The sequence below is a fragment of the Bacteroidia bacterium genome, from assembly GCA_016218155.1.
Classification (GTDB): Bacteria; Bacteroidota; Bacteroidia; order Bacteroidales; family GWA2-32-17; genus GWA2-32-17.
In genome coordinates this window covers 24,183-48,219 of the sequence record JACREQ010000027.1, presented here as the reverse complement: position 1 = coordinate 48,219, position 24,037 = coordinate 24,183, and the positions used below count along the sequence as shown (strand labels likewise).

Sequence of the window (24,037 nt, the reverse complement as noted above, 5' to 3'; positions counted from 1 at the left end):
TGAAAACATAGAACAATAAACAAAAAACATTGAATTTATGAACTTTCTCAACGGAATATCAAATACAGACAATCTGGGCTGGTTAAATCCGGCTCTTGTCAGTGTCATTCTCTCCAACTCAGACAAAATCCTGAAAGTTGTCAAAGAAGCAAAACAACTGCATGGATTGGGAGACACATCCAAAACCATGAGTTTTGATGATGTGGTTGCACGTTACAACAAAGGCATTTCATTTGAAGAAATAAAAGCATGGGTCTGGTATAAACGTTCGCTGGGTATTGAAATGAAAAATTGGGAACGCTACTATATCAAAGGCGGTAACGTAGTTGAAAATGTCGTAACAAATAGTTCCGTAACCGTAAAAGACAACCATTTTCGGGATATTAAAAATGTGGAGAAAGGAATAACTCTTGGCAAATACATCAAAACCCACAAATACGCAGAAGGGGACAATTATTTTATTTACCGTTCTGATGACGGACTTTATTTTGTTTCTGCAAAAGCCTGTAAGCTGGTTAAAACATCCATTGCAGCCAATGAAAATGAACTTTCAGCCCTTGTTAAAAAAGGAGCTTTATTTTTTATGGGTGGTGAAGTGGTTCCTTACCCAATTTACACTTTTGGCAATATGTATGACAGGGAACTCCAGCTTGAAGCAGATAAGGAAACCATACAGCAACAATGGGGTGATGAAGTTTATGAAAATCATCGTGTAGCCATTGAAAAATCAAAGCCTGTAATGCTTACCGTTACAAATCCCGACGAAAAAGAAAGACCGATTATTACAGCTATTTCCGACTTTGCAGACGATACGGATGTGTTTTCTATAACAGAAGTCCGTGAGGAGTTCATGGACGTTGAAAATTCAGAGGAACTGAAAAAAGTAAACGGTAAAGTCGAACGGAAGAAAAACAATGAGAAAATCCATTTACGTTTTGATGGTGAAACAAAGTACAGTTTACAACAGGTTTTTGTAAAATGGTTGTTTACTTTAAATTCTGATGCAGACTTTGAAAAGTCCTCTGCCATTGATATTGCAGACTATTATATTGCTAACCGTCCTTTACGTGATGATAAAATGTCAAAGGAAGAAAAATCCGAACTCAAAGCAAATGCAAGGATTGAAGGAGAAAAACTCTTTTCACGTTTTCTGCATGAAGTTGTTTCTGCTAAAGATCAGGAAAGATTGGATTATACATGGAATCGTCTGTATAATGGACAAAGCGATATATCTTACCAGAAAGTTCCTATTGGATTTGAATGTTCAGCTACTTTTAAATCCGGTATTCTCCAGTTAACCGATATTCAGCGTGAGGGAATTGCTTTTATGGAAGTCATGGGAAGCGGTATAAATTCTTTTGATGTTGGAGTTGGTATATGTGCTATATATGTGCTATTTACACGACATGAGTAACAATAGGGTAACTCTAAACCTGATTTGTGTTTTTACAATACTTTAACCTGTATTCAAAGATAATAAATATTTTATAAAAAAATATTTAAAAACTCACTTCTAATAAAAATAACATAAGAAACAGCCTCAAAATGACAGTCTCTTTTTTTATGTTATAAAATAAACATTAAAAAGAAATTTATTTATTCTTATGAAAAACAGTTTTTTCTGTTTTTTACGCCGAATTTGAACAAAATATTCAAGTAAAGAAGTAGAAATTCAGTTTTTGCATTATTAAAAATACGACGTTAAATAAAATGATTCTAAACATCTGGTAAGAATTCCGATACTTTATATTTTTTGGATGAATATGTATTTCCCAATGTGTCTGCTACTACAAATCTGATCTTACTGTTAATAACAAGTTTATCAAAAAATACTTGTTCAAGCGCAAACTTTCTTAAATGCACTTTTGATTCTCTTAACTGCAAAGGATATAATTCTGCCGGGCTTAATATATCATACTCGTTTTTGCCATGAACTTTTTTATTTATTCTAATAATCGGTTTCTCGATAAAAATTGTTTTACCGGAATTATTGGTAATTCTTAACTCAATAGAAACAACAGCAAAATCATTGATCAAAGTATTCTTTAAAATTTCTGTTACACGAAAAGCTTCAACTTTTATGTCGCCATTTACCCCGAATAAAAAATCAAATAAACCTGCCATTTGTAAAGACTTTATTACTGAATCTGTTTAATTCAAAGATGGAAATTCAACATCTTCATTTGATATTCCCTGTTTTCTTATACCGAATACAAAATTACACATTTCAAGAAATCTTTTATTTTCTGCTTCATCTTCATCCAATACAGAAACATAATCCAATTTTTCATTCATTTCTTTTCTTACGGCTCTTACTTCGTCTACAGTATCTCTGGGCTCCACTTTAATAACATCAGATGAACTTACATACATTATAGCATAGTCACAACCATCATCAAGGCTGTCATATATGTATTGTCTTGGTACTTTCTTCAGTGTGAAACTGTCTAACTCAATTTCAAAAGTAATTCCATTTACAAAGTCTGTTTCGATAATACGACCTTGCCAGCCGGACATATCATATTTTTCAAAATCAGGGTCTAAAACGCCATTTTTTATTCTAACACAATCTCCAATTTCCATTTTTAATTTATTCATTTTCAATATTTAGTCCTGCCAAGCTGATTTTTTTTACTTTTTTTCTCCGAAAAGGTAAAAATAAAAAAAAGATTCAGTTTGGTTTTTTAGGCTATTTTCACGATTTAAATCTATGTAACAGCAGACTCAAAAGTAAGTGTTTCGATTGAATTCCTGCAAGACTTGGAACAAATAAAACATTTTACGACATCTTTTTACATTAACAGATAACAGCCGACATGTTGGAATAGGCAAATGTTCGAAATGAAATTTTATCTGAAAATTATTACAGAAACCATAGATTGATATTTTTTTATTTAAATAGTTTATATATTTGTAAACTTATAAACACATAAACTATCGAACAATGAAAGATAAAACGTTATACGTACTTCATGCTAATATATGTAAGGCTTTGGCAAATCCTATTCGTATTGAGATAATTGATTTGTTAAACGGTAAGGAAATGACATTTGGTGATATTCTTGCAGAAACGGGTGTTTTAAAATCCAACCTTTCTCAACACTTATCATTAATGGTGTCAAGTGGGATATTAGTTCAGCGAAAAGAAGGAGCAAATACATTCTTCAAACTTTCAACTGAACGCATTGCCACTGCATGTCAGATTATGAGAGAAGTATTGATTGAGAATATTAAAAAGCAAAGTGCTTTAATAAAGAATTATTAAGAATCGTTTTATGAAAGTACGTGACAGTGGAATGCCGAATGTGGAAATGTGGGAAAGCTTTTTCAATATTGAAAATATATTTCAATCACTTGAAATCGACAACAATATTATTAATTTAGTTGAAATTGGTTGTGGCTATGGCACATTTACAATACTTGCATCAAATCTTATTAAAGGAAAACTATTCGCTTTTGATATTGAATGCGAAATGATTGAAATTGTAAAGCAGAAAGCAATCGAAAAAGGAATAAATAACATTATACTTGAAAACAGAGATGTACATTCCAATACTACAGGCTTACCCAATGTATCGGTGGATTATGTGATGCTATTTAATCTTCTGCATAACGAAACTCCTAAAGATTTTTTAAACGAAGCATTCAGAATATTAATATCTGGCGGTAAGTTAGGCATTATTCATTGGCGCAGCGATATTGAAACACCCAGAGGTCCCGATTTAACAATCAGACCAAAGCCAGAAGAAATAATAAGTTTAATTGACGAAAGCAAATTTAAAGTAAAACTTAAACCATTTATAATTGAACCTTATCATTTTGGAATATTGTTAACTAAAAATAAATAAAAGATGAAAAAACTAATTTTGAGTATTATTTGTTTAATTGGATTTAATGGACAAATAACATTTGCACAATGTGACGGTCAGAAAACAGAAAAAAAATTACCCACATCAATCGGCATGGTTATTTCTACAAATGATGTAGAAACAGTGTGGAATGCATTACGTCTCGCAAATTTCTCAAAAGATGAAGGAGATACTATAAAAATATTTCTCCTTGGCAAAGGCGTAGAAGTAGAAATTTTGGTAAAAGAAAATACTGACATAAAAGAACAAGCTGAAAAATTTCTTGATAGTGGTGGAATCATTCTCGGTTGTGGCACATGCCTTACAAGCAGAAAGAATGACAACCCACAGGTTTGCAAATTTTCATCAATGGCAGATTTGTACAGTCTAATTCGCTCAAATAAAATTGTTCTGACATTTTAAATGTTTGATTCTTTTCAATAAAAACAAAAAAATACTTATTAATAAAACAATAATATGAGAAGTTCTATTTATATATATATTGTTATAATGATGGTATTAACATATACCAATTCTGTATTTTCACAGTCAGACACTACGTTTAAGCCCTTTGGCAGTCCTATTATCAATGTCTTTAGTAATTTTGACTATAATGCGACTAAAGAAGTAAATAAACATTATGGATTTTGGTTTGGGCGTGCACATTTTGGCTATGAATATCAGTTTGCAAAGCAGTTTACGGGTAAAATAGTCATTGATGCAGGACGTCCAACAACAATTGGCACAATTTCGGTTACCGACACTTCTGGAAATAACCTAAATGTCTCAAATACTTCAAAAGAAGGAAGCTATTATGAAATGACTTTAAAATTTGCTTCTTTAGAATGGAAACCAACACAAAAAATAAAAATTCAAATAGGTGCTATTTTACAAAACCACTATATTTCTCAGGAAAAATTTTGGGGTTACAGGTATTTAGCTGAAGTATTTCAGGATAGATATTTTAAAATCCCAAGCAGTGATCTTGGTGTTATTGCTTTTTATAAAATAAACGAAAAAATTGGATTCGATTTAGCATTAACTAATGGCGAAGGTTTTAGGTTCGATCAGGATGCTTATGGTGATGTGAAAATTGCGTCGGGCATTGATTTTAAACCATTAAAAGGACTACAGACACGTATTTTTTACGACTACACTAAATCTGAGAACCCATTAAAACCAGCAGAACAGCAGCTATTTTCATTTTTTACAGGCTATAAGTTTAAAGAAAAATTCAGATTAGGAGGAGAATACAACTATCGTATAAATCATTTAAATATAAATCAGCACGACTTGTTTGGCTTTTCTTTTTATGGTAGTTATGCTATTTCAAAAAAAATAGAATTATTTGCTCGTTTTGACCAATTACAGGCAAATATAATTAATAATGAAACTCACAACTGGTACTATCAGAATACTGGTAAAGGTTATATTAGTGGCATACACTATAATCCAGTAAAAGGGATTAATTTTTCATTGAATTATCAAGGATGGCAACCAGACAATACAGCTTTAAACTTTCAACATCATATATTATTAAGCATTGAGTATAAGCTTTAAGAACATCAAAACAATATAATTAACAAAGTGTATAAATTTCTAAAAATAAAAAATGCAAGACCAAATGCCAGCCGAAAAAATGATTGAAATGTTTACTTTGAAAATAATAAGTAATGAATCAATCGAGAATATTTCGCAAAAAGTTCCTAAAGCATGTGAAAATAATAAATTCGCATTGCTTCAAACATATGTTTATCACGACATTGTTGAAAGTAAGGGATTCCCAATAAAAAGAAAAGTTTTTATTTATGAGATTTGTCAAGCAAAAACAGCGGCTTTAATGCTTACTGACAATCCGGAATTTTCAATATTTATGCCCTGCAAATTAGCAATTTATGAGCATGAAGGAAAAACAGTCATTTCAACAATGAATATGGACATTATGCTTAACGCAATAAAGTCTAATGTAGAACTATACTCAAATGCAATGACGGTCTTCAATATGCTTAAAGCATTAATGGATTCTTTAGTAAATAAATAACAAATCACATAAATATCATGAAAAAAATTTTAATTATCATCAACGATGCACCTTATGGAACAGAAAAAGCATTTAATGCTTTGCGTTTGGCAATGCAGATTCAGAAAGATTATGAGAATACTGAACTAACTATTTTTTTAATGGCAGATGCTGTTAGTTGTGCCATACCAAATCAAAATACGCCTAATGGTTATTATAATATAGAACGAATGCTAAAGGCAGTTGTACTAAAAAATGGACAAATTAAAATATGTACATCATGTGTAGAAGCTAGAGGAATAAAGGAGTTGAAGTTTCTTGAAGGAGCAAGCTTAAGCAGTATGACGGAGCTTACAAAGTTGACTATGGAATCTGATAAAATAATTACATTTTAATTTAAAATGGAAATCAATCCATTTGATATATATACTGATGAATACGAAGAATGGTTCAGATTAAATGATGTAATTTTTCAATCTGAATTGCTTGCCATCAGAACATTGTTGCCATTGTCCGGAACGGGTATTGAAATTGGTATTGGCAGTGGAATATTTGCAGAAAAGCTCGGTATTAACTTTGGTGTTGATCCATCTGAAAAAATGCTGGAACTTGCCAGAAAACGTAATCTTACAGTAAAAAGCGGTGTTGCAGAAAACCTGCCATATCCTGATGCTGGTTTTGATTTTGCAGTATTTATTACCTCACTATGCTTTATTCAAGATCCGGATAAAGCTTTGAAAGAAACGTTCAGAATATTGAAGGATGAGGGCGAAATAATTATTGCTTTTATAGACAGAGAAAGCCGACTGGGACAAATTCTATTAAAAGACAAAGAAAATAGTGTGTTTTATAAACAGGCAACTTTTTATTCAGTACCAGAAATAAATGCAATGCTCCAAAATAATGGATTCGAAATTGTAAAAACAGTTCAAACATTAAATAGTCTGGATTTTGCAGCAATCGAAACGCCATCAGTAGGTTACGGAACAGGGAGCTTTATTGTTGTGAAAGGTAAAAAGATAACATTTCGTTGAGTATTTGCCTTCTTTTTTTGTTTATTAAGCATTATTTGGAATGCTTATAAAATAACTATCTTTGCTAAAAAGTTATTGCCAAACTTGAAACACTGGTCAAATAAAATAATGAAATACTTTCTTTTATTCCTCTTTTTGGGGTATTACGGAAGTATAACATTATTTACTCACACCCATCATATTGAAAATGGAGTAATCATTGTTCATTCCCATCCATTTAAAGCAAGCACAGGTAATATTCCGGTAAACCACAATCATACTAAAAATGGGTATGTTCTTATTCAGTTACTTTCTAATTTTTTAACTACTGTTTCATTTCTTGCACTTTCCATTGAAGCCTTAAAAGTATTTTTTAGAAAAATTAATTTCCAAAAGAATAAACAGAATTTCTCAAACCTTGCCTTTTTATTTTCAAACGGATTACGAGCTCCCCCTTTTAAATACACATCTTAGTTGGTGAAACCTGATTTCATCTGAATTTTCTTAGTAATGTTTGTAACCAAAATGTCGGTTGCAAATGAATAATTGTGTATTTAAACTTTAAAAACATGTATAAATTATTTATGGTTTGCATTGCTGCAATGAGTTTTGTAGCATGTAACCAAGAAAACGAAACTCTTGAAACAAAAAATTATAATGTGTCTAATGATACTATTACAATAACAGATAGTTCTTCTATTCTTAAAAATATTGAAACAAATAAAGTTAATTCGAGACCATTCACATTTAAGCTCACAACCGCCGGAACTGTAAAAGCAATTCCAAATAATTATGCTTTAGTGGCAGCACCATTTGCTGGAAGAATCACAAAATCATATGTACGTCTTGGGCAAGAAGTAAATGCCGGGTCTCCTATTTTCGAGATAAGTTCGCCAACTTATTTTGAAACCGGAAAAGACTATTATCAGGCAAAAGAAGAAATGTATCTGGCTTCAAAGAATCTTAAAAGGCAAAATGATTTATTAAACAAAGGAGTAGGCGTACAGAAAGAGGTTGAAGAAGCCGAAGTTAATTATGCTTTAAAGAAAAAAGATTTTGAAAACGCACTTGCAAGCCTTAAAGTCTTTCAGGTTGATACATCTGATTTAATTTTGGGACAGCCGTTAATAGTTCGTTCACCAATAAAAGGAACAATAGTAGAAAATAGCATTGTTATCGGTCAATACATTAAGGAGGATTCTGACCCAGTTGCAACCATTGCTGAGTTAAGTAAAATATGGGTTGCCGGACAAGTAAAAGAAAAAGATATTCAGTATATCAATGATTCAACTGAAGTTGAAATAACACTTTTATCTTTTCCTAATGAAATTATTACAGGACATATTTATCACATTAATTCAATTATTGATGAAGATACACGGTCTGTTCAGGTGCTTATTGAATGCGAGAACAAGAATAAGATAATGAAGCCGGGAATGTATGTTACAGTAAAATTTATTAATAAAGTTGATGATGCTATTGTTGTTCCGGCAAAAGCTGTTTTTCAAATGTATGATGCAAGTTTTGTATTTATACACATTGGAAAAAATAAGTACGTTAAGCAAAAAATTGAAATGCTCACAACTGATAAGGACAGTGCTGTTATTAAAACAGGTTTAAATCCAAATGATGAAATAATAACAAAGGGTGGATTTTATCTGATGGAGGCAGAATAATATGAGAAAAATAATTTCAATTGCCGTTGGTAAACGCTGGATAATACTAACTGTTTTTATTTTGTTAGGGATATTAGGTTATTACTCATGGGAACAATTAGCTATTGAAGCTTATCCTGACATTGCCGATGTTACCGTTCAAGTTGTTACACAAGTTCCGGGATTGGCTGCCGAAGAAATTGAACAACAAATTACAATTCCTATTGAACGTTGCTTAAACGGATTACCGGGGCTACATACTATGCGTAGTAAAAGTGCATTTGGTATTTCAACAGTAATATTGGTGTTTAAAGACGGAACAGATGATTATTGGGCAAGACAGCGTGTACAGGAAAAAATAAATGAAGTGGAGCTGCCATTCGGAGCTGCGCCGGGTCTTAACCCTTTAACCTCTCCTACAGGTGAAATATATCGTTATATCATAGAAAGTAAATCCTATGATTTGCGTGAACTTACTGAACTGCAAAAATGGGTTATTATTCCAAGATTGAAGCAAGTTATGGGAGTTGCAGAAGTCAGTAATTTTGGTGGTATCACTACTCAATTTCAGATTGAAATTGATCCCCAAAAACTCGAACAATATAAACTTTCTCTTTCTGATGTGACTGAAAAAATTGAAAAGAACAACACCAATGCTGGTGGTAGTATGCTTGATTGTGGTGATTTAAGCTATGTAATACGTGGAATCGGATTAGTTAAAGACTTAAGCGATCTTGGGGAAATTGTAGTGAAATCTGAAAAAGGAATTCCGGTGTTTCTGAAAGATGTAGGAACCCTTAAATATGGTAATCTTGAAAGAAAAGGTGTTTTAGGTTTTACAGATCATAAAGCAGATTATTCGGAGGGTGTTGAAGGTATTGTGCAAATGTTACGATACCAGAATCCAACCGAAGTTCTTACAGAAATTCACAAAGCTGTTGACGAGTTAAACAATGAAATTCTTCCCGAAGGTGTTAAAATACGACCTTTTATGGATAGAACAAATCTAGTAGATAAAACACTGGGCACGGTGTCACATACCCTATTATTGGGCGTTTTTCTTGTCATTTTTGTTCTCATTGTTTTTCTGGGAAGTTGGCGTGGAGCTTTAATTGTTGCAATAACAATCCCACTTTCACTTTTAATTGCATTTATTCTGATGTATTTGACAGATATACCTGCAAATTTACTTTCCCTCGGAGCAATTGATTTTGGGATTATTGTTGAAGGCTCCATTGTTATGTTGGAAACTGTTTTAAAGAAAAGGGAAGATCATCCAGGTATTGTGTTAGATGAAAAATCAATTATTGAGCGTTGTGCAGAAGTGGCAAAGCCAATTTTCTTTTCTACCATCATTATTATTACAGCTTACCTTCCTTTATTTGCTTTTGAGCGTATCGAGAAAAAACTTTTTACACCGATGGCATTCACTATTGGATATTCATTGATTGGTGCACTGGCTGTAGCATTATTGTTAATTCCCGGACTGGCTTATGTGATATACAGAAAACCGCGAAAAATGTATAAGAACAAATGGCTTGAAAAGATTATCTTAATATATAACAAACATATTATATGGATTATAGAGAAACCTAAAAAGGTATTTCTTCCTCTGATTTTGATTGTTGTTTCTGCAATTATTTTAACGATAACAGTAGGAAAAGATTTCCTTCCCCAATTAGATGAAGGATCAATCTGGTTGCAAGTACAGCTACCTCCGGGTATTTCGCTTGATAAATCAAAAGAAATGAGTGATACTCTTAGAAAAAGAATAATTAAGTACGAAGAAGTAACTTATGTTATGATACAAACCGGGCGTGATGATGCAGGAACTGAACCGTTTTCCACCTCACACTTGGAATGTTCCATTGGTCTTAAGCCATATTCCGAATGGAAAAGCGGTTTGTCGAAAAATGAACTTATACAAAAAATGGCAAAAGAATTTGAGACTATGCCTGGTTATACAATAGGTTTTTCGCAACCGATTATCGATATGGTAATGGATTTACTTGCCGGAACACACAGCGATCTGGCGTTAAATATTTACGGTGAAGATTTTATTGAATCCCGCAGAATTGCAGAAGATATTCTGAAACAAATAAAGACCATACCGGGTGCAGCAGATGTTGCTATCGATCAGGAACCGCCATTACCGCAACTGCAAATTCATGTCGACCGGGATAAAATCGCACAATATGGATTAAACGTAGCAGATGTTTCCGAATTAATTGAAGTAGCTATTGGTGGTAAAGCCATTTCACAAATATTTATTAACGATAAAGTTTACGATGTAATTTGCCGTTTTAATGAAGCAAGTCGTAATACACCCGAAAACATTGGAAATCTCATGCTAACGTCTTCAAGTGGCGCAAAAATACCACTATCACAGGTGGCAGAAATCAAACGAAGTACCGGTGCCAGTTTAATTGCCCGAGAAATGAATAAACGGTATTTAATAATCCGACTTAACTTAAGAGGAACTGATCTTACAGCTTTTCTGAAAAATGCAAATAATAAGATTGAAAAAAATGTCAATTACAATCACGAAAAAAACCATATAAAATGGAGCGGTCAATTTGAAAATCAGAACAGAGCCTATTCCAGACTTGCATTTATTGTTCCTTTGGCACTTGCCATTATGTTTCTTCTTCTGTTTGCTGCGTTTGGCAGATTCAGACAGGCAGGAATGTTGATGATTATTGTTCCTTTTGCACTGTTTGGAGGTATGCTTGCCCTGAATGCGTTCGGATTAACTTTTAATGTATCATCGGCTGTAGGCTTTATCGCACTATTTGGCGTTTCCATTCAAAACGGAGTTATTATGATAGATCATATGAATGCCCTACGAAAACACGGAATGCAACTTAAAGAAGCAGTTATTTCTGGTGCACGTCATCGTTTACGCCCTATATTATTAATTGGAACCGTAGCAGGTCTTGGTCTACTTCCGGCTTCACTTTCAACCGGAATCGGTTCTGATGTTCAGCGTCCACTTGCAACAGTAATTGTGTATGGACTTTTGTTTGCAACAATAATTACACTTTATGTACTTCCGGCACTTTATTATATGTTTGAAAAACGCTGGGGAAAGGAGGAACAAAATCATGAATAATAATAAACATTTCAAAATGACGATAAAAACAGGACTGAGTTTTACAATTTGTTTATGTTTATCGCAGTTTGCTTTTTCACAAGTTGATTCATCGTTTAACCGTATCAATCTGAATTATAAAGATTATTTAAAAATGGTTGTAAGCGGTAATCTTGAATATTTAACTGAAAAATATAATGTTAACATTGCTGATGCGAAAGTTGAAGCTGCCAGAATTTTCCAAAATCCATCTTTAGCTGTTGATTGGGCAGGAAACAAAGAAGATGATGCCATTAATGGCTATTCTTTTTCAACCGAAATTTCAAAGTCAATTAATTTTGTCCAAAAGCGTAAAGCCCGAATAAACCTTGCAAAAAGTGAAAGTGCCTTAACCAATGCGTTGCTTGCTGATTACTTAAGAAATTTACAAGCTGATGCTACTCTTGATTTTTTAACTGCATTGAAACAAAATTATTTATTTGCAGTAATGTTAAATTCATATCAGATGATGAAAGAATTATCTGATGCTGATAGTATCCGGTTTAGCCTTGGGAGTATTAAAGCTATTGATGCAACACAAAGTAAAATAGAAGCCGGAATATTACTAAATGAACTTTTTCAAATTGATGTCGATAGAAAAAATTCATTCATAAGCCTGTCAACCAGAATAAGTTTGTATTATAACGACACCATTCTCTTTCCTAATGGCAAATTCGATAAACCCGAAAGAGATTTTAAACTTAACGAATTATTGACTATAGCCTTAAATAACCGGGCTGATTTGTTGGCTTCAAAAAGTAATATAACATATAACCAAAACTTACTGACTTTAACAAAAAGAGAAAGGATGGCAGATATTGATTTTAAAGTAGGTGCTAATAATTCGTATTTGAAAACCGGTTTATTTTCGCCTTCTTCAACTGAAATATACACAGGTATTGCAATTCCTTTGAATTTTTCTAATTTTAATAAAGGTGAGATAAAAATTGCTCAATTTAAAATAGAGCAAGCAGAATTACAATATAAGCATATCGAAATAAAAATTCAAAATGAAGTAATGCAAGCATTCAATCAATATAAATCTTTGTGTAAACAGGTAGAGAATTATAATCATGGGCTTTTAGAGCAAACAAAAACGGTATTAAATGGGAAAATTTATAGTTACTCTCGTGGCGAAACTTCTTTACTCGAAGTATTAAACGCTCAGCGAACATACAACGAATTGCAAACCTCTTATTACGATACATTGTATAATTGTTACGCTTCGTTGGTTGAGCTTGAAAGAGCTGTAGGGATTTGGGATATAGATTTATAGAAAAATAGAATTCATGAAAATTTTATTCAAAATCAATCATTCTGCAATACTATTAAGATTGTTGCATGACGTTTATAGTAGGTTAAACTATTTTGAACAATTTCAGTCAAATCAATTAATTATAAATATTCGTAATTTTAATCCAGCGTATTTATTTCTAAAACAAAGTTAATTGAGCAGTAATTAATAAAATTGAAAAAAGTATGATAACAAGTGAAATCATGTCTCTTAATAAATTCAAAAGAATTTATCCCAACTGTTATCGGGAATATATGAAAATTGAAGGAGATGATTATTCAAACTTAAATTTTGGAATTGATTCTTTGTTGTTTAGTTTTAGAATAGGTATTAACATTGTGCCAGTATATTCTGATGAGCCCAAAAAGCTTTTAGGTTACCGATCTTACATAAAATATTATATTAATAATAAATTGAATATTCCATCTGGAGAAGTTTCTTTTATTGAAGATTATGCAAAATACAAAACTGCCGAAAAAGCTGAGAAAAAAACCATAATATGTGCATTAAAAATGATAGAAGAGAAATTAAGGTTAGAAGTTATTTAAATTATTATTTCTTATTTTATTAGCGTAATAGAAATTGCACTTTTAATAATATTACCGTTGATAATTTTTTATCAAAGGAATCATTATACTTTTAAACGATACATTAAAATCTTGCATTAAATATGTAATTGCGCTTGTAAAACAAGAATGCCATAACCTTAGAAAAAAGACTTGAAATAAGGCCGTCTAAGTTATCCCCCTTTTATTGTCTGTTTTAACAAGACTACATACAATATAAAACACTAAGGAATTTTACGTACTTCTTCTGGGTATATTATTCCAATATAATTGAAGATTTTACTCTAAAGTTAAGGCTCTATTGCATTTAATTTTGCTAATAAGAACAAATTAAATAAAATGCATTATGAAAAACTTAGCAATAACAATAACTTTTCTGTTAACTGGAACAGTAAATCTACTATTCTCACAAGTGAAAATAGGTGACAATCCAAACACAATTAATCCAAACTCTCTACTTGAAATGGAAAGTACTACAAAAGGGTTTCTTCCACCGAGAGTAGCAATTAATAGTTTAAGTTCAGCATCCCCGCTAACTACACCTGTACCGGCAGGTATGCTTGTTTATAGTACTGGTGGTGCTGTTACCGATGGTTTTTATTATTGGGATGGAACTAATTGGAGACCTATATTAAACAATAATGTTCCCTCATATGGTGAACTTTACGAAAATGGAAGCAGTTCCATTACAATAACAAATGCCGCAGAATATTACCAGTGGACAACTACCACTGTCGGTATAACAAAGGGTACCGGATATGTGGTTGGTAGTGCATCAACCGATAACCTTACAATTGGTGCATCAGGTGGAGGAATTTATAGTATAGATGCTAATTCTTCTTTGAAGAGTAATGACGGAAGATGTAACAAGATGGTCTTGTTTAAAAACGGAGTTGCTCAGGAAAATTTATATTCACGGGAAACAACACCATCGGGAATCATTATTCCTCCGGGAAGTGTTTCATTAAACGGCGGAATACTCACAAGCGGAACAGTATCTGACGTAGAAACTGCTGATGGGGTTAATTATATTGTTCAGGAAGGAAATAGTAATCCGGGATACGACATTAGGTTTACATTTACAGATTTAGAAAAACAAGCGGATGTACTTTTATTTAATGGCTATAATGTTGGCAGTAGTTCTCATGAAGTAGAGTTACAGGTTTATAATGTTAGCACATCTTCTTGGGATAATGTATTGTCAACAATAAGAGATATACCAAGTACAACATCCGATATTTTCAGAGAATTTACAATACCCGGAAATATTAATAATTATTATAATGGGAGTAGTCAAATGATTGTAAGATTTTACCAGTCAGATTATGGATCATCATCGCATTCTTTGAATATTGATAAATTTATTTTAACATCAGATAAAGGAACCGTGAATGTTAAGATTTCGGGTTTACTAAGCCTTAGTGCTGGTGATATTCTGGACCTAAGATTTACCTGCAATATTGCAGGAACAGTCTACAATATGCTTTATACAAACCTAAGTATAAATAGAATAGACAAATAAGAATAAAGGTATTTATTATAATCACAATGGTAAAAATAAAAATGTCATGAAAAAATTTAATATACAAATTGCAATGTTGATTATAAGCATCTCGATGTATGCACAAAATCAAATGGTTAATTCAGGGAATTTAAAAATCTATTCTAATGGAAAAGTGACTTTTTTTGGTGACCTTACTAACAATGGAACATTCGATGATGGAGGGCAAGTTGTTGAATTTAATGGCACTGTAAACCAAAGAATTTCGGGGTCATCAGGACTTACCATTACAAACTTAGTTATAAATAATCCTTCGGGCGTTACAATGGAGAAGCCAGTTACTATTAACAATTCGTTAACCTTAACCTCTGGAGTATTAGATTTAAATTCCAATACACTTACAATAAATAATAATTCACCATTGTCCCTAACTAGAACTAATGGGTTTATACTTAGCGAGAAAGTTGATAATTCAGGTAAATTGAAATGGGTTATTGATAGCAATACTGGTTCTTATACATTTCCATTTGGAACAATTTCAGGTGAATATATCCCATTTACATTAACCCTAACATCTGGGAATATAGGCAATGTGACCGTTTCAACATTTCCTACTGCTAATGATAATACTCCATATCCGACCTCCCCCGATCCTGTAACAAATATGAATGACGCTTTAGGTAATAACAACAGTGGGAATGTTGTTGATCGCTTTTGGCAAGTAAATAAAGACGGAACCAGCGGAACTGCAACATTAACATTCACAGCTTCATCTACAGAAGTAGGGTCAATAGGAAACTTACAGGCACAAAGCTGGAATCCTATAACAAGTACTTGGGAAGCTCCGTTGTCAGGGCAAACAAACACCTCAAACTCGGCAACTGTTCCGGCTGTTACAAATTTTTCAGTTTGGGCTTTATCAGGAAATATGTCACCACTTCCTGTCGAACTAATAAGTTTCGTTGCTTCAAAAAATAATGATCAGGTTCTATTAAATTGGGCAACACTTTCCGAGACAAATAATGATTATTTTACCATCGAAAAATCAAAAAACGGAACAGAATTTCAAAATGTTGCTATAGTTGATGCTTCAGGAAATAGTAATCATGAATTATCCTATTCAACAATTGATAATGAACCTTATAGCGGAATATCTTATTATCGTCTAAAGCAGACAGATTTTGATGGTAAATTTTCTTACTCCAATATTCAATCTGTTGATTTTAACTCATCGCCTGATTTTTATTTAAATGTATATCCGAATCCAACCACAAGCGACAATATTAATTTGCAGGTAGTAAACGCAAAAGATGAAAGTATTCAGGTTAATTTAAGCGATATGCTAGGGAAAGAGGTCTATTCCAATTCAATTCTGATTACTGAAAATAATCAGAACATTACTCTTTTAAATAATGAAAATATGATTCCGGGCTTGTGCTTTATTACTGTAACCTTTAAAGGGACTCATATTGTTAATAAACTTATGATTAAATAAGCTTGACTTGTCTAAGACTTGTCATCGCTTAGTTTAATAAACTAATTAAAAAATAAAGAAAATGTGCAATATTTTAATAGTTGACGATCAACCCAAAAACCTTCAAGTCTTAGGAAGTGTATTACGAAACTTTGACTACAAAGTAAGTTTTGCTACTAACGGACTTCAGGCATTAGAGATTCTGAAAAAAACTAAGGATTTCGATATGGTACTTCTTGATGTGGAAATGCCAGAACTGGATGGTTATGAAACTTGTAAAAGAATGAGAACAGATAGTTCATTGAGTGAAATACCTGTAATATTTTTGACAGCTTACTCTGAAAATATTAATATTCTTTCCGGTTTTGAAGCCGGTGCACAGGATTACATATCAAAACCATTTAATCAGAAAGAACTACTGGCAAGAATACAAACTCATATCCTGTTGAAACAAAAAAAAGATGAAATAAAAAAATTGAATCATCAGCTTACTCAAAAAAACAAGGATATAACCGATAGTATTTTATATGCTAAAAAAATACAATCAGCCATCTTACCATCCGAAAATATTCTATTTGATAATAATCCTGATTCATTTATTTTACATAAGCCAAAAGATATTGTCAGTGGAGATTTTTATTGGTTTAAAAATAACAAGAACACATTGTATCTTGCAGCTGCCGATTGCACAGGTCATGGTGTGCCAGGCGCATTGATGAGTATGCTGGGTATAACCCATCTGAATGAAATCACCAATGGCTCTGATACAATTAAACCAAGCGAACTGCTAAATAAACTAAGAACACGATTAGTAATTGCGCTAAATCAAAACAATAATCATCACGAAACCCGGGACGGAATGGATATTTCCATTTGCTCTATTAATAGTAATGATCATACCTTGCACTATGCAGGAGCAAATAGTGTGGTATATATAGTTCGTCCTTCTGCTAAACAATCTGGAGCGCATGAAGAAATCTCAAAAAAGAATCAAACTCCTGATTGCTTTCAACAATCACAGAACAGTAATTTGTTACAAGATAAAAATAAGACCCTGATAATTGAACTTAAACCTGATCGTATGCCTGTTGGCGTTCATCCTAATTATAAAAACAGCTTTACAGATCATGAGATAAAAACACAATCAGGTGATTCAATATACCTCTTTTCCGATGGATATCTTTCTCAGTTTGGAGGCGAGAAAAATAAAAAACTGAACTATAGAAAATTCAAGAAAATACTTTGCGAAATACAAAATTTACCAATGAAGAGACAACAACAGAAATTAGAAGAGAAGTTTGAGACATGGAAAGGTGTCAACGAACAAGTAGACGATGTCTTAGTTATTGGTTATAAAATCCCTTAATATTAAAGTAAGGAAAAATATCCTTATTTTTAATGATTAATTAAAACTGCATAGTGATAATTGTTTTTGCAATGAAAAATAGAATAACCTATAATTATTAAAGGAAAAAACATGAATAAAGATTCTAACAGTGACTTTAATAAATCATATTTAATTATTGCACAATTCTGTGGAGTTGCAATTTTATTTACAGGTATTATAGGATTGTTAGGGTGGATTACGGATATACCCATTTTGAAAAGTTTTATTCCGGGATTTATGGAAATAAAACCGAACGCAGCTGTTGTTATGATTCTTGCCGGAATTTCATTGTATTTTCTCAATACAGGAACTCAAAACAGAATTCAAATAATTTTGTCAAAAATCTTTGCTTTGATGATTGCCCTTATTAGTTTACTTACTTTATTTGAGCATATTACTAATATTGATTTATTCATCGATCAATTTATATTTGCTGAAAATCCATCTTCCATTGTTGGGAATACTTTACCCGGGCGAATGGCTCCTTTTACATCTATTTTATTCTTCTTTACAGGTATTGTACTTTTTTTAATTAAAGAAAAACGCTTTTTTTATTTTATTCAGGTATATTGTATATTCTTGTTATTTATTGGCTTTATCAATTTTACCGGTTATGTGCTTGGAGTAAAAACCATATTGGGTCATAGTTCTTTTACTCAGGTTTCTCTACACGTCACTTTTGCTTTTCTTTTTCTTGGTGTTGGTATTTTGCTTACACAGCCTAAAGCTGGATTGGCAGGTATTGCTACCAGTAATTTGTCGGGCGGAAGACTTTTACGCCGAATGCTTCCTATTGCTTTTGCCCTAGCAGTATTACAAAGTGTCTTGCAAATTAAGGGCGAAGATGCAGGATTATTTAATCATGAGTTCGCGGAAGCTTTTATGTCACTTTTTACCATGATAATTCTGAACATTTTCTTGTTTTGGAATGCGAAATTTTTAAACAAGGCTGATGAAGCACTTAAACAAACAAATAAGGAATTGGAACTTAAGGTTGAACAACGTACAGAAGAGCTTACAAATTCTAACCATTTATTGAGAAACAGCGAGGAAAGTTTTAGAAGTATTTTTGAAAACTCAAATATTGGTATTTATAAAACGACACCGGAAGGCGAAATAGTAATGGCTAATCCATATCTCGTTAAAATTCTTGGTTATGACTCACTTGAAGAACTTAAAGAACGTAATCTTGAAAGTGAAGGTTTTGATTCAGGATACCCACGAAAGGAATTCAAAGAACGTATTGAAAAAGAAGAGAGAGTTATAGGGTTCGAGTCCGTATGGAAGCGTAAAGATGGCAAACTGTTATTTTTAAATGAAAGTGCACGGCTGTTGAAAGATCAAATGGGAAAAGTCATATATTATGAAGGGACGATGGAAGATGTAACTGATCGCAGGGAAAATGAAAAAGCACTTAAAGAAAGTGAAGAAAGATTTCACTTAGCCGTAGAAGGTGTAAATGCAGGAATCTGGGATTGGGATATTAAAACCGGAAAACAATGGTGGTCTCCGAAATATTACGAACTTTTAGGATACGAAAATAACGAAATAGAATCAAGTTTTTCTGCCTTTACATCACTGATTTGTACGGAAGATAAAAATAAGGCTTTTGAGAAATTAGACTTGCATTTTGCTCAAAAAAAACCGGTGAGTATCGAGATTCGATTAAGAACAAAGGCTGGCAAATATGTATGGTTTCTTGGTAATGGGCAAGCTCAATTTGATGAAAATAATAAACCATATAGAATGGTAGGGTCCATTATCAATATTAATGAACAAAAAAAAGCTGAAGACGCATTACGAAATAGTGAAACACTCTACCGAACACTAATTGAAACATCTCCTGATGGAATTACACTCTGCGATTTTGAAGGTAATATAATAAAGGTTAATCAACGAGGCTTAATGCTCTTTGATTATCAGGATGAAAAAGAAATTGTTGGCAAAAGTGCATTTATTTTTGTTGACCCATCTGACTTGTTAAAGGCAAAAATGAATTTAAAGAGTATCATTGAAACCGGAAGAATTATTAGTAGTGAATATAAAGTAATTCGTAAAAATGGAACAACATTTATTGCTGAAATGTCAGCTGCAAAAATTAGTGACTCAGAGGGAATAAACAATTCTATTATTGTCAGTTTTAGAGATATAACAAATAGAAAAGAAGTAGAAGAAGAAATAAAACGAAAAAATGAAGCACAGACCATCATAAATTCTATACTGAAACTTTCTACAACAGATGCAACAATTGAAGCGATACTTACTCTGTCTTTTGACCTGATAACTTCATTAGATTGGATAACATTAGATAAGAAAGGATGCATTTTTTTAGTAGAAGATCAGAAGGATGTATTAGTTATGAAAGTTGAGAATAATATGTCTCAATCCATCAAACAAGCTTGTAAGCTTGTGCCCTTTGGAAAATGTTTATGCGGAAAAGCTGCATTAACAAGAGAGATTCAATATAGCGGTAATTTAAATACAGATCATGAGATTAGCTATGAGGGAATTTCTGAACACGGACATTACTGTATTCCGATTACTTATTTGAATGAAATACTAGGAGTTATTAATACGTATATTCCTTTTCATCAGGAATTTTCATCTTTGGCTGTTGATTTCTTAAATAATGTTGCAAATACTTTGGCTAGTATAATTGTTAGAAAAAAAGCTGAAGTTGAATTACAAAAACATAAAGAGCATCTTGAAGAATTGGTATTAAAACGAAGTTTTGAACTTGCCAAAAGCGAATCTCAGCTCAGAGCTGTTTTTGATACTGTTGTGGATTCAATTATAACAATTGACGACAAGGGAATAATTCAAACCTATAATAACTCTTCACAAACAATATTTGGATATCAAAGGAACGAAGTGTTAGGTGAAAATATTCGAATACTAATGCCTGAACCTTATAGTAGCGAACACGATGGTTATTTGCAAAATTATTTAAAATCAGAAAGGCAAGAAAAAACAGGTAGAACCCATATTGTTATGGGACTTCGAAAAGACGGTAGTACATTTCCGATGGATCTTTCCGTATCTGAGTTTGTTGTTAATGGTAATCGTGCATTTACAGGTATTATTCGGGATATGACTGATAAAATAAAATCAGAAAAAGCTTTGATTGATAGCGAGGAAAAATACAGGCTGATGAGCGAAAATGTTATTGATGGTATTTATTCTACCGAATGTGGACGGTTTAAAAGTATAAACCTTGCAATGGAAAAAATATTTGGTTATTCCACCGGTGAAATGATAGGTATGCCTGTTTGGCATCTTGCGATACCTGATATCAGAGATGAAGTAAAGAAAAACATTTTTAAGAAGGTTCGAAATAATGACACAAGCCCCATTGAGGTAGAATGTATAAGAAAAAATGAAGAAACATTTTTTGCTGAAATAAGAATAAATATATCTAATCAGTCTGGAATCACTTATGGTATTGTGTCTGATATAACAGAGCGCAGAAGAATTGTTGAGGAGTTAAAAACAGCCAAAGAGAATGCTGAATCAGCAAATCGGGCTAAAAGCGAGTTTCTTGCAAATATGAGCCATGAAATACGTACGCCAATGAATGCTATTATTGGTTTTTCTGATTTGCTTCATTTAACATTGCAAAACGAGAAACAACTTTCACAAGTTGATTCCATACGCAGAAGTGGAAAAAATCTACTCAAAATCATTAACGATATTCTTGACTTGTCAAAAATTGAAGCGGGAAAACTGAAAATTCAAAAAGAACCGGTCAATTTAGATTCCATAACAAATGATATTGAAAGTATATTTAATACAAAGATTAAGGAGAAAAATCTTAAATTTATTGTGGAAACAAATAGCACAATATCAGGTTCGCTCATTATTGATGGAGTAAGATTACGTCAGGTTTTGTTTAATTTGGTTGGCAATGCGGTAAAATTTACTGAGAGTGGTCATGTATTTATCTCGATGGATATAAAAGAAAATTCCATCAATAAGAAAAATGTTGATTTGTTAATTTCTGTGGAAGATACCGGTATTGGAATTCCAATAGATCAGCAACAAATTATTTTTGATGCTTTTATTCAGCAGGAAGGACAAAGTTCAAGAAAATATGGAGGAACAGGTCTTGGGCTTGCTATAACAAATAGGCTTGTTGAAATGATGGATGGTAAAATTATCCTGAAAAGTGAATCAGGTAAAGGAAGTGTTTTTACTGTAATTCTCCATAATATTGAAGTAACAGATGCGATAGCTGAACCAGAGGAAGAAGATTTCGATCCGTCAAGAATATTGTTTGAAAAAGCAACAGTTTTGATTGTGGATGACAATTTTGGTAATCGTGAGATTTTGAAAGATTTTTTTGCTAATTCTTCCATAATAATTTTAGAAGCAGAAAATGGAAAAGAAGCGGTTCGGAAAGCTACAAAAAGTTTACCCGATCTTATATTAATGGATTTGCTTATGCCTGTGATGAATGGATTTGACGCCACCCAAATTATTAAACAACAACCAAAAACCAGTAATATTCCAGTTATAGCAATTTCAGCATCGGTAAAAATGATGTCAGATAAAGAGGAGATGAAATTATTTGATGATTTATTATTAAAACCGGTAAACCTATCTGATCTTATAAAAGTATTTAAAAAACATCTGAAATTTCAAGAGAAAGAATCACTTGTTGATAATCAAGATGGGATTAATTTAGAGGCTGCATTAACAGATGATCAGAGATTAAAACTCCCGGAAATAATTGAGATTCTTGAAAAAGAATTTATCCCGATGTATAATAAAACAAGGGATAATCAAATGATAGATCAAATGGAAGACTTTGGGCAAAAGTTGGTGCTATTAGGTGAGAAGTATTCTAACAGTCTTTTGATTGATTTTGGAAGAAAAATCTGTTCATATGCAGATAATTTTGAAACAGTAAAACTAATGGACACAATGAAAAACTTTCCTAATTTTGTTGAACATCTGAAATTTTTAACAAAGTAAATGAAATCAGAAGAAGATAGACGGTTTAATATTCTTATTGTTGACGACAATCCAGAGAATTTGAAGGTCTTGGGCAATATACTTAGAGGTGCCGGATATATTATTGGATTTGCATCTGATGGAAAACAGGCACTCAAGATTCTTGATCAAGCTGGCAATTACGACCTTGTATTGCTTGATATTGAGATGCCAATATTGAATGGCATAGAGACTTGTAAAGAGATGCGCCATAATTCCAAATTAAAAGAGGTTCCTGTAATTTTCTTAACAGCATATAATGATTCGGATAGTATTGTGAATGGATTTGATGCTGGTGCTCAGGATTATGTTACAAAGCCTTTTAATTCAAAAGAATTGTTGGCGAGAATAAGTACTCATCTGCTGTTAAAACAGAAAACTCAAGAGGTTAAGGAATATGCTGAAGAGCTTAAGAAAATTAATGCTACAAAGGATAAGTTTATGTCTATTATAGCTCATGACCTCAGAAATCCTTTTGATGGTTTGGAAAGGGTTTCTGAGATGTTGCTTAAAAACCTGAAAACATATGACTACCAAAAAACGGAGAGTTTAGTAGCAACTATATTTAATGCTTCTAAACAAGGTTCGGCATTGCTTGAAAATCTTTTGGAATGGTCAAAATCACAAACAGGTAAAATAGCTTTTAAGCCTACAAAACTTAAACTATATGAAGTGATTGAGAAATGTATGAGCAATATTACTGCAACCGCAAATAATAAAAACATTAAGCTTATTAATAACATTTCTGAGCATGTATTGCTTATTGCTGATCAATACATGCTGGAAACAATAATGCGTAATTTAATTACTAATGCTGTAAAATATACTCCTGATTCCGGTGTTGTAACAATAAGTTCGATTAATAATGATGACAATACGCAAATATTGGTTACAGATACTGGAATAGGCATTTCTGAGGAAATAAGTAAAAAACTGTTTAAACTGGATAAAAACTGTTCAATGCCCGGAACTGCTAATGAAAAGGGTACAGGTTTGGGTTTAATCTTATGTAAAGAATTTGTTGAATATCACAGTGGGGATATTTGGGTCGAAAAAGCAAATAATGTTGGTAGTATATTTAATTTTACTATTTCAAGAGATATAAACAACAATAAGTAATAGCATGAATTCTTGTATGTTATTAAAATATTTAATGG

The 24,037-nt window shown here is 32.4% G+C and carries 20 protein-coding genes; 18 read left to right on the top strand and 2 right to left on the bottom strand.

Annotation, left to right across the window (positions count from 1 at the left end; all coding sequences use genetic code 11):
- The first annotated feature begins 37 nt into the window (after positions 1-37).
- A complete protein-coding gene (locus HY951_03480) occupies positions 38-1,414 on the top strand; it encodes a hypothetical protein (protein MBI5539094.1) in 1,377 nt (458 codons plus the stop codon).
- Between the two features lie 302 nt (positions 1,415-1,716).
- On the opposite strand, the gene HY951_03475 is transcribed toward HY951_03480, so the two are convergent.
- Positions 1,717-2,124, bottom strand: a complete 408-nt coding sequence (locus tag HY951_03475) for a hypothetical protein (protein MBI5539093.1) — start codon at positions 2,122-2,124, stop codon at positions 1,717-1,719.
- A 27-nt stretch (positions 2,125-2,151) separates the two neighbouring features.
- Positions 2,152-2,583: a hypothetical protein gene (locus HY951_03470; GenBank protein MBI5539092.1), complete on the bottom strand. Its 432-nt coding sequence runs from the start codon at positions 2,581-2,583 to the stop codon at positions 2,152-2,154.
- A 361-nt stretch (positions 2,584-2,944) separates the two neighbouring features.
- Between HY951_03470 and HY951_03465 the strand changes: the two genes are divergently transcribed.
- The 17 genes from HY951_03465 to HY951_03385 all read left to right on the top strand — a co-directional run bounded on the left by HY951_03465 (position 2,945) and on the right by HY951_03385 (position 23,999).
- On the top strand, positions 2,945-3,265 hold the full coding sequence (locus HY951_03465) for a winged helix-turn-helix transcriptional regulator (GenBank protein MBI5539091.1): 321 nt from the start codon (positions 2,945-2,947) through the stop codon (positions 3,263-3,265).
- A 10-nt stretch (positions 3,266-3,275) separates the two neighbouring features.
- Positions 3,276-3,848, top strand: a complete 573-nt coding sequence (locus HY951_03460; GenBank protein ID MBI5539090.1) for a class I SAM-dependent methyltransferase — start codon at positions 3,276-3,278, stop codon at positions 3,846-3,848.
- A 114-nt stretch (positions 3,849-3,962) separates the two neighbouring features.
- On the top strand, positions 3,963-4,271 hold the full coding sequence (locus HY951_03455; GenBank protein MBI5539089.1) for a sulfur reduction protein DsrE: 309 nt from the start codon (positions 3,963-3,965) through the stop codon (positions 4,269-4,271).
- A gap of 54 nt (positions 4,272-4,325) precedes the next feature.
- Positions 4,326-5,408, top strand: a complete 1,083-nt coding sequence (locus tag HY951_03450) for a hypothetical protein (GenBank protein ID MBI5539088.1) — start codon at positions 4,326-4,328, stop codon at positions 5,406-5,408.
- Positions 5,409-5,472: 64 nt separating this feature from the next.
- The gene (locus HY951_03445) at positions 5,473-5,889 is read left to right on the top strand and encodes a DUF302 domain-containing protein (protein ID MBI5539087.1); all 417 of its coding nucleotides are present in this window, start codon (positions 5,473-5,475) and stop codon (positions 5,887-5,889) included.
- A gap of 17 nt (positions 5,890-5,906) precedes the next feature.
- A complete protein-coding gene (locus HY951_03440; GenBank protein ID MBI5539086.1) occupies positions 5,907-6,263 on the top strand; it encodes a DsrE family protein in 357 nt (118 codons plus the stop codon).
- A gap of 6 nt (positions 6,264-6,269) precedes the next feature.
- Positions 6,270-6,902 carry a class I SAM-dependent methyltransferase gene (locus HY951_03435; GenBank protein ID MBI5539085.1) on the top strand — a complete coding sequence of 211 codons (633 nt, stop codon included), beginning with the start codon at positions 6,270-6,272 and terminating at the stop codon, positions 6,900-6,902.
- Between the two features lie 108 nt (positions 6,903-7,010).
- A complete protein-coding gene (locus HY951_03430; protein MBI5539084.1) occupies positions 7,011-7,355 on the top strand; it encodes a hypothetical protein in 345 nt (114 codons plus the stop codon).
- A gap of 95 nt (positions 7,356-7,450) precedes the next feature.
- On the top strand, positions 7,451-8,557 hold the full coding sequence (locus HY951_03425) for an efflux RND transporter periplasmic adaptor subunit (GenBank protein MBI5539083.1): 1,107 nt from the start codon (positions 7,451-7,453) through the stop codon (positions 8,555-8,557).
- Between the two features lies 1 nt (position 8,558).
- Positions 8,559-11,648, top strand: coding sequence for an efflux RND transporter permease subunit (locus HY951_03420; protein ID MBI5539082.1), 3,090 nt, complete (start codon positions 8,559-8,561; stop codon positions 11,646-11,648).
- Positions 11,641-12,942: a TolC family protein gene (locus tag HY951_03415; GenBank protein ID MBI5539081.1), complete on the top strand. Its 1,302-nt coding sequence runs from the start codon at positions 11,641-11,643 to the stop codon at positions 12,940-12,942. Before HY951_03420 ends, HY951_03415 begins: the two co-directional genes overlap by 8 nt.
- Before the next feature lie 203 nt (positions 12,943-13,145).
- Positions 13,146-13,508: a hypothetical protein gene (locus HY951_03410; GenBank protein MBI5539080.1), complete on the top strand. Its 363-nt coding sequence runs from the start codon at positions 13,146-13,148 to the stop codon at positions 13,506-13,508.
- 364 nt (positions 13,509-13,872) lie between these two features.
- Entirely contained in the window at positions 13,873-15,048 is a 1,176-nt protein-coding gene (locus HY951_03405; protein ID MBI5539079.1) for a hypothetical protein, read from the top strand.
- A gap of 46 nt (positions 15,049-15,094) precedes the next feature.
- Entirely contained in the window at positions 15,095-16,522 is a 1,428-nt protein-coding gene (locus HY951_03400) for a T9SS type A sorting domain-containing protein (protein MBI5539078.1), read from the top strand.
- Between the two features lie 205 nt (positions 16,523-16,727).
- Positions 16,728-17,867, top strand: coding sequence for a response regulator (locus HY951_03395; GenBank protein ID MBI5539077.1), 1,140 nt, complete (start codon positions 16,728-16,730; stop codon positions 17,865-17,867).
- Between the two features lie 111 nt (positions 17,868-17,978).
- Positions 17,979-22,862 carry a PAS domain S-box protein gene (locus HY951_03390; GenBank protein MBI5539076.1) on the top strand — a complete coding sequence of 1,628 codons (4,884 nt, stop codon included), beginning with the start codon at positions 17,979-17,981 and terminating at the stop codon, positions 22,860-22,862.
- Entirely contained in the window at positions 22,863-23,999 is a 1,137-nt protein-coding gene (locus tag HY951_03385; GenBank protein MBI5539075.1) for a hybrid sensor histidine kinase/response regulator, read from the top strand. It begins immediately after the preceding gene.
- The last annotated feature ends 38 nt before the right edge of the window (positions 24,000-24,037 follow it).

Coding starts and splice junctions, on each gene's coding strand:
- HY951_03480 (MBI5539094.1), top strand. CDS start 38: ATGAACTTTCTCAACGGAATATCAAATACAGACAATCTGGGCTGGTTA.
- HY951_03475 (MBI5539093.1), bottom strand. CDS start 2,124: ATGGCAGGTTTATTTGATTTTTTATTCGGGGTAAATGGCGACATAAAA.
- HY951_03470 (MBI5539092.1), bottom strand. CDS start 2,583: ATGGAAATTGGAGATTGTGTTAGAATAAAAAATGGCGTTTTAGACCCT.
- HY951_03465 (MBI5539091.1), top strand. CDS start 2,945: ATGAAAGATAAAACGTTATACGTACTTCATGCTAATATATGTAAGGCT.
- HY951_03460 (MBI5539090.1), top strand. CDS start 3,276: ATGAAAGTACGTGACAGTGGAATGCCGAATGTGGAAATGTGGGAAAGC.
- HY951_03455 (MBI5539089.1), top strand. CDS start 3,963: ATGGTTATTTCTACAAATGATGTAGAAACAGTGTGGAATGCATTACGT.
- HY951_03450 (MBI5539088.1), top strand. CDS start 4,326: ATGAGAAGTTCTATTTATATATATATTGTTATAATGATGGTATTAACA.
- HY951_03445 (MBI5539087.1), top strand. CDS start 5,473: ATGCCAGCCGAAAAAATGATTGAAATGTTTACTTTGAAAATAATAAGT.
- HY951_03440 (MBI5539086.1), top strand. CDS start 5,907: ATGAAAAAAATTTTAATTATCATCAACGATGCACCTTATGGAACAGAA.
- HY951_03435 (MBI5539085.1), top strand. CDS start 6,270: ATGGAAATCAATCCATTTGATATATATACTGATGAATACGAAGAATGG.
- HY951_03430 (MBI5539084.1), top strand. CDS start 7,011: ATGAAATACTTTCTTTTATTCCTCTTTTTGGGGTATTACGGAAGTATA.
- HY951_03425 (MBI5539083.1), top strand. CDS start 7,451: ATGTATAAATTATTTATGGTTTGCATTGCTGCAATGAGTTTTGTAGCA.
- HY951_03420 (MBI5539082.1), top strand. CDS start 8,559: ATGAGAAAAATAATTTCAATTGCCGTTGGTAAACGCTGGATAATACTA.
- HY951_03415 (MBI5539081.1), top strand. CDS start 11,641: ATGAATAATAATAAACATTTCAAAATGACGATAAAAACAGGACTGAGT.
- HY951_03410 (MBI5539080.1), top strand. CDS start 13,146: ATGATAACAAGTGAAATCATGTCTCTTAATAAATTCAAAAGAATTTAT.
- HY951_03405 (MBI5539079.1), top strand. CDS start 13,873: ATGAAAAACTTAGCAATAACAATAACTTTTCTGTTAACTGGAACAGTA.
- HY951_03400 (MBI5539078.1), top strand. CDS start 15,095: ATGAAAAAATTTAATATACAAATTGCAATGTTGATTATAAGCATCTCG.
- HY951_03395 (MBI5539077.1), top strand. CDS start 16,728: ATGGTACTTCTTGATGTGGAAATGCCAGAACTGGATGGTTATGAAACT.
- HY951_03390 (MBI5539076.1), top strand. CDS start 17,979: ATGAATAAAGATTCTAACAGTGACTTTAATAAATCATATTTAATTATT.
- HY951_03385 (MBI5539075.1), top strand. CDS start 22,863: ATGAAATCAGAAGAAGATAGACGGTTTAATATTCTTATTGTTGACGAC.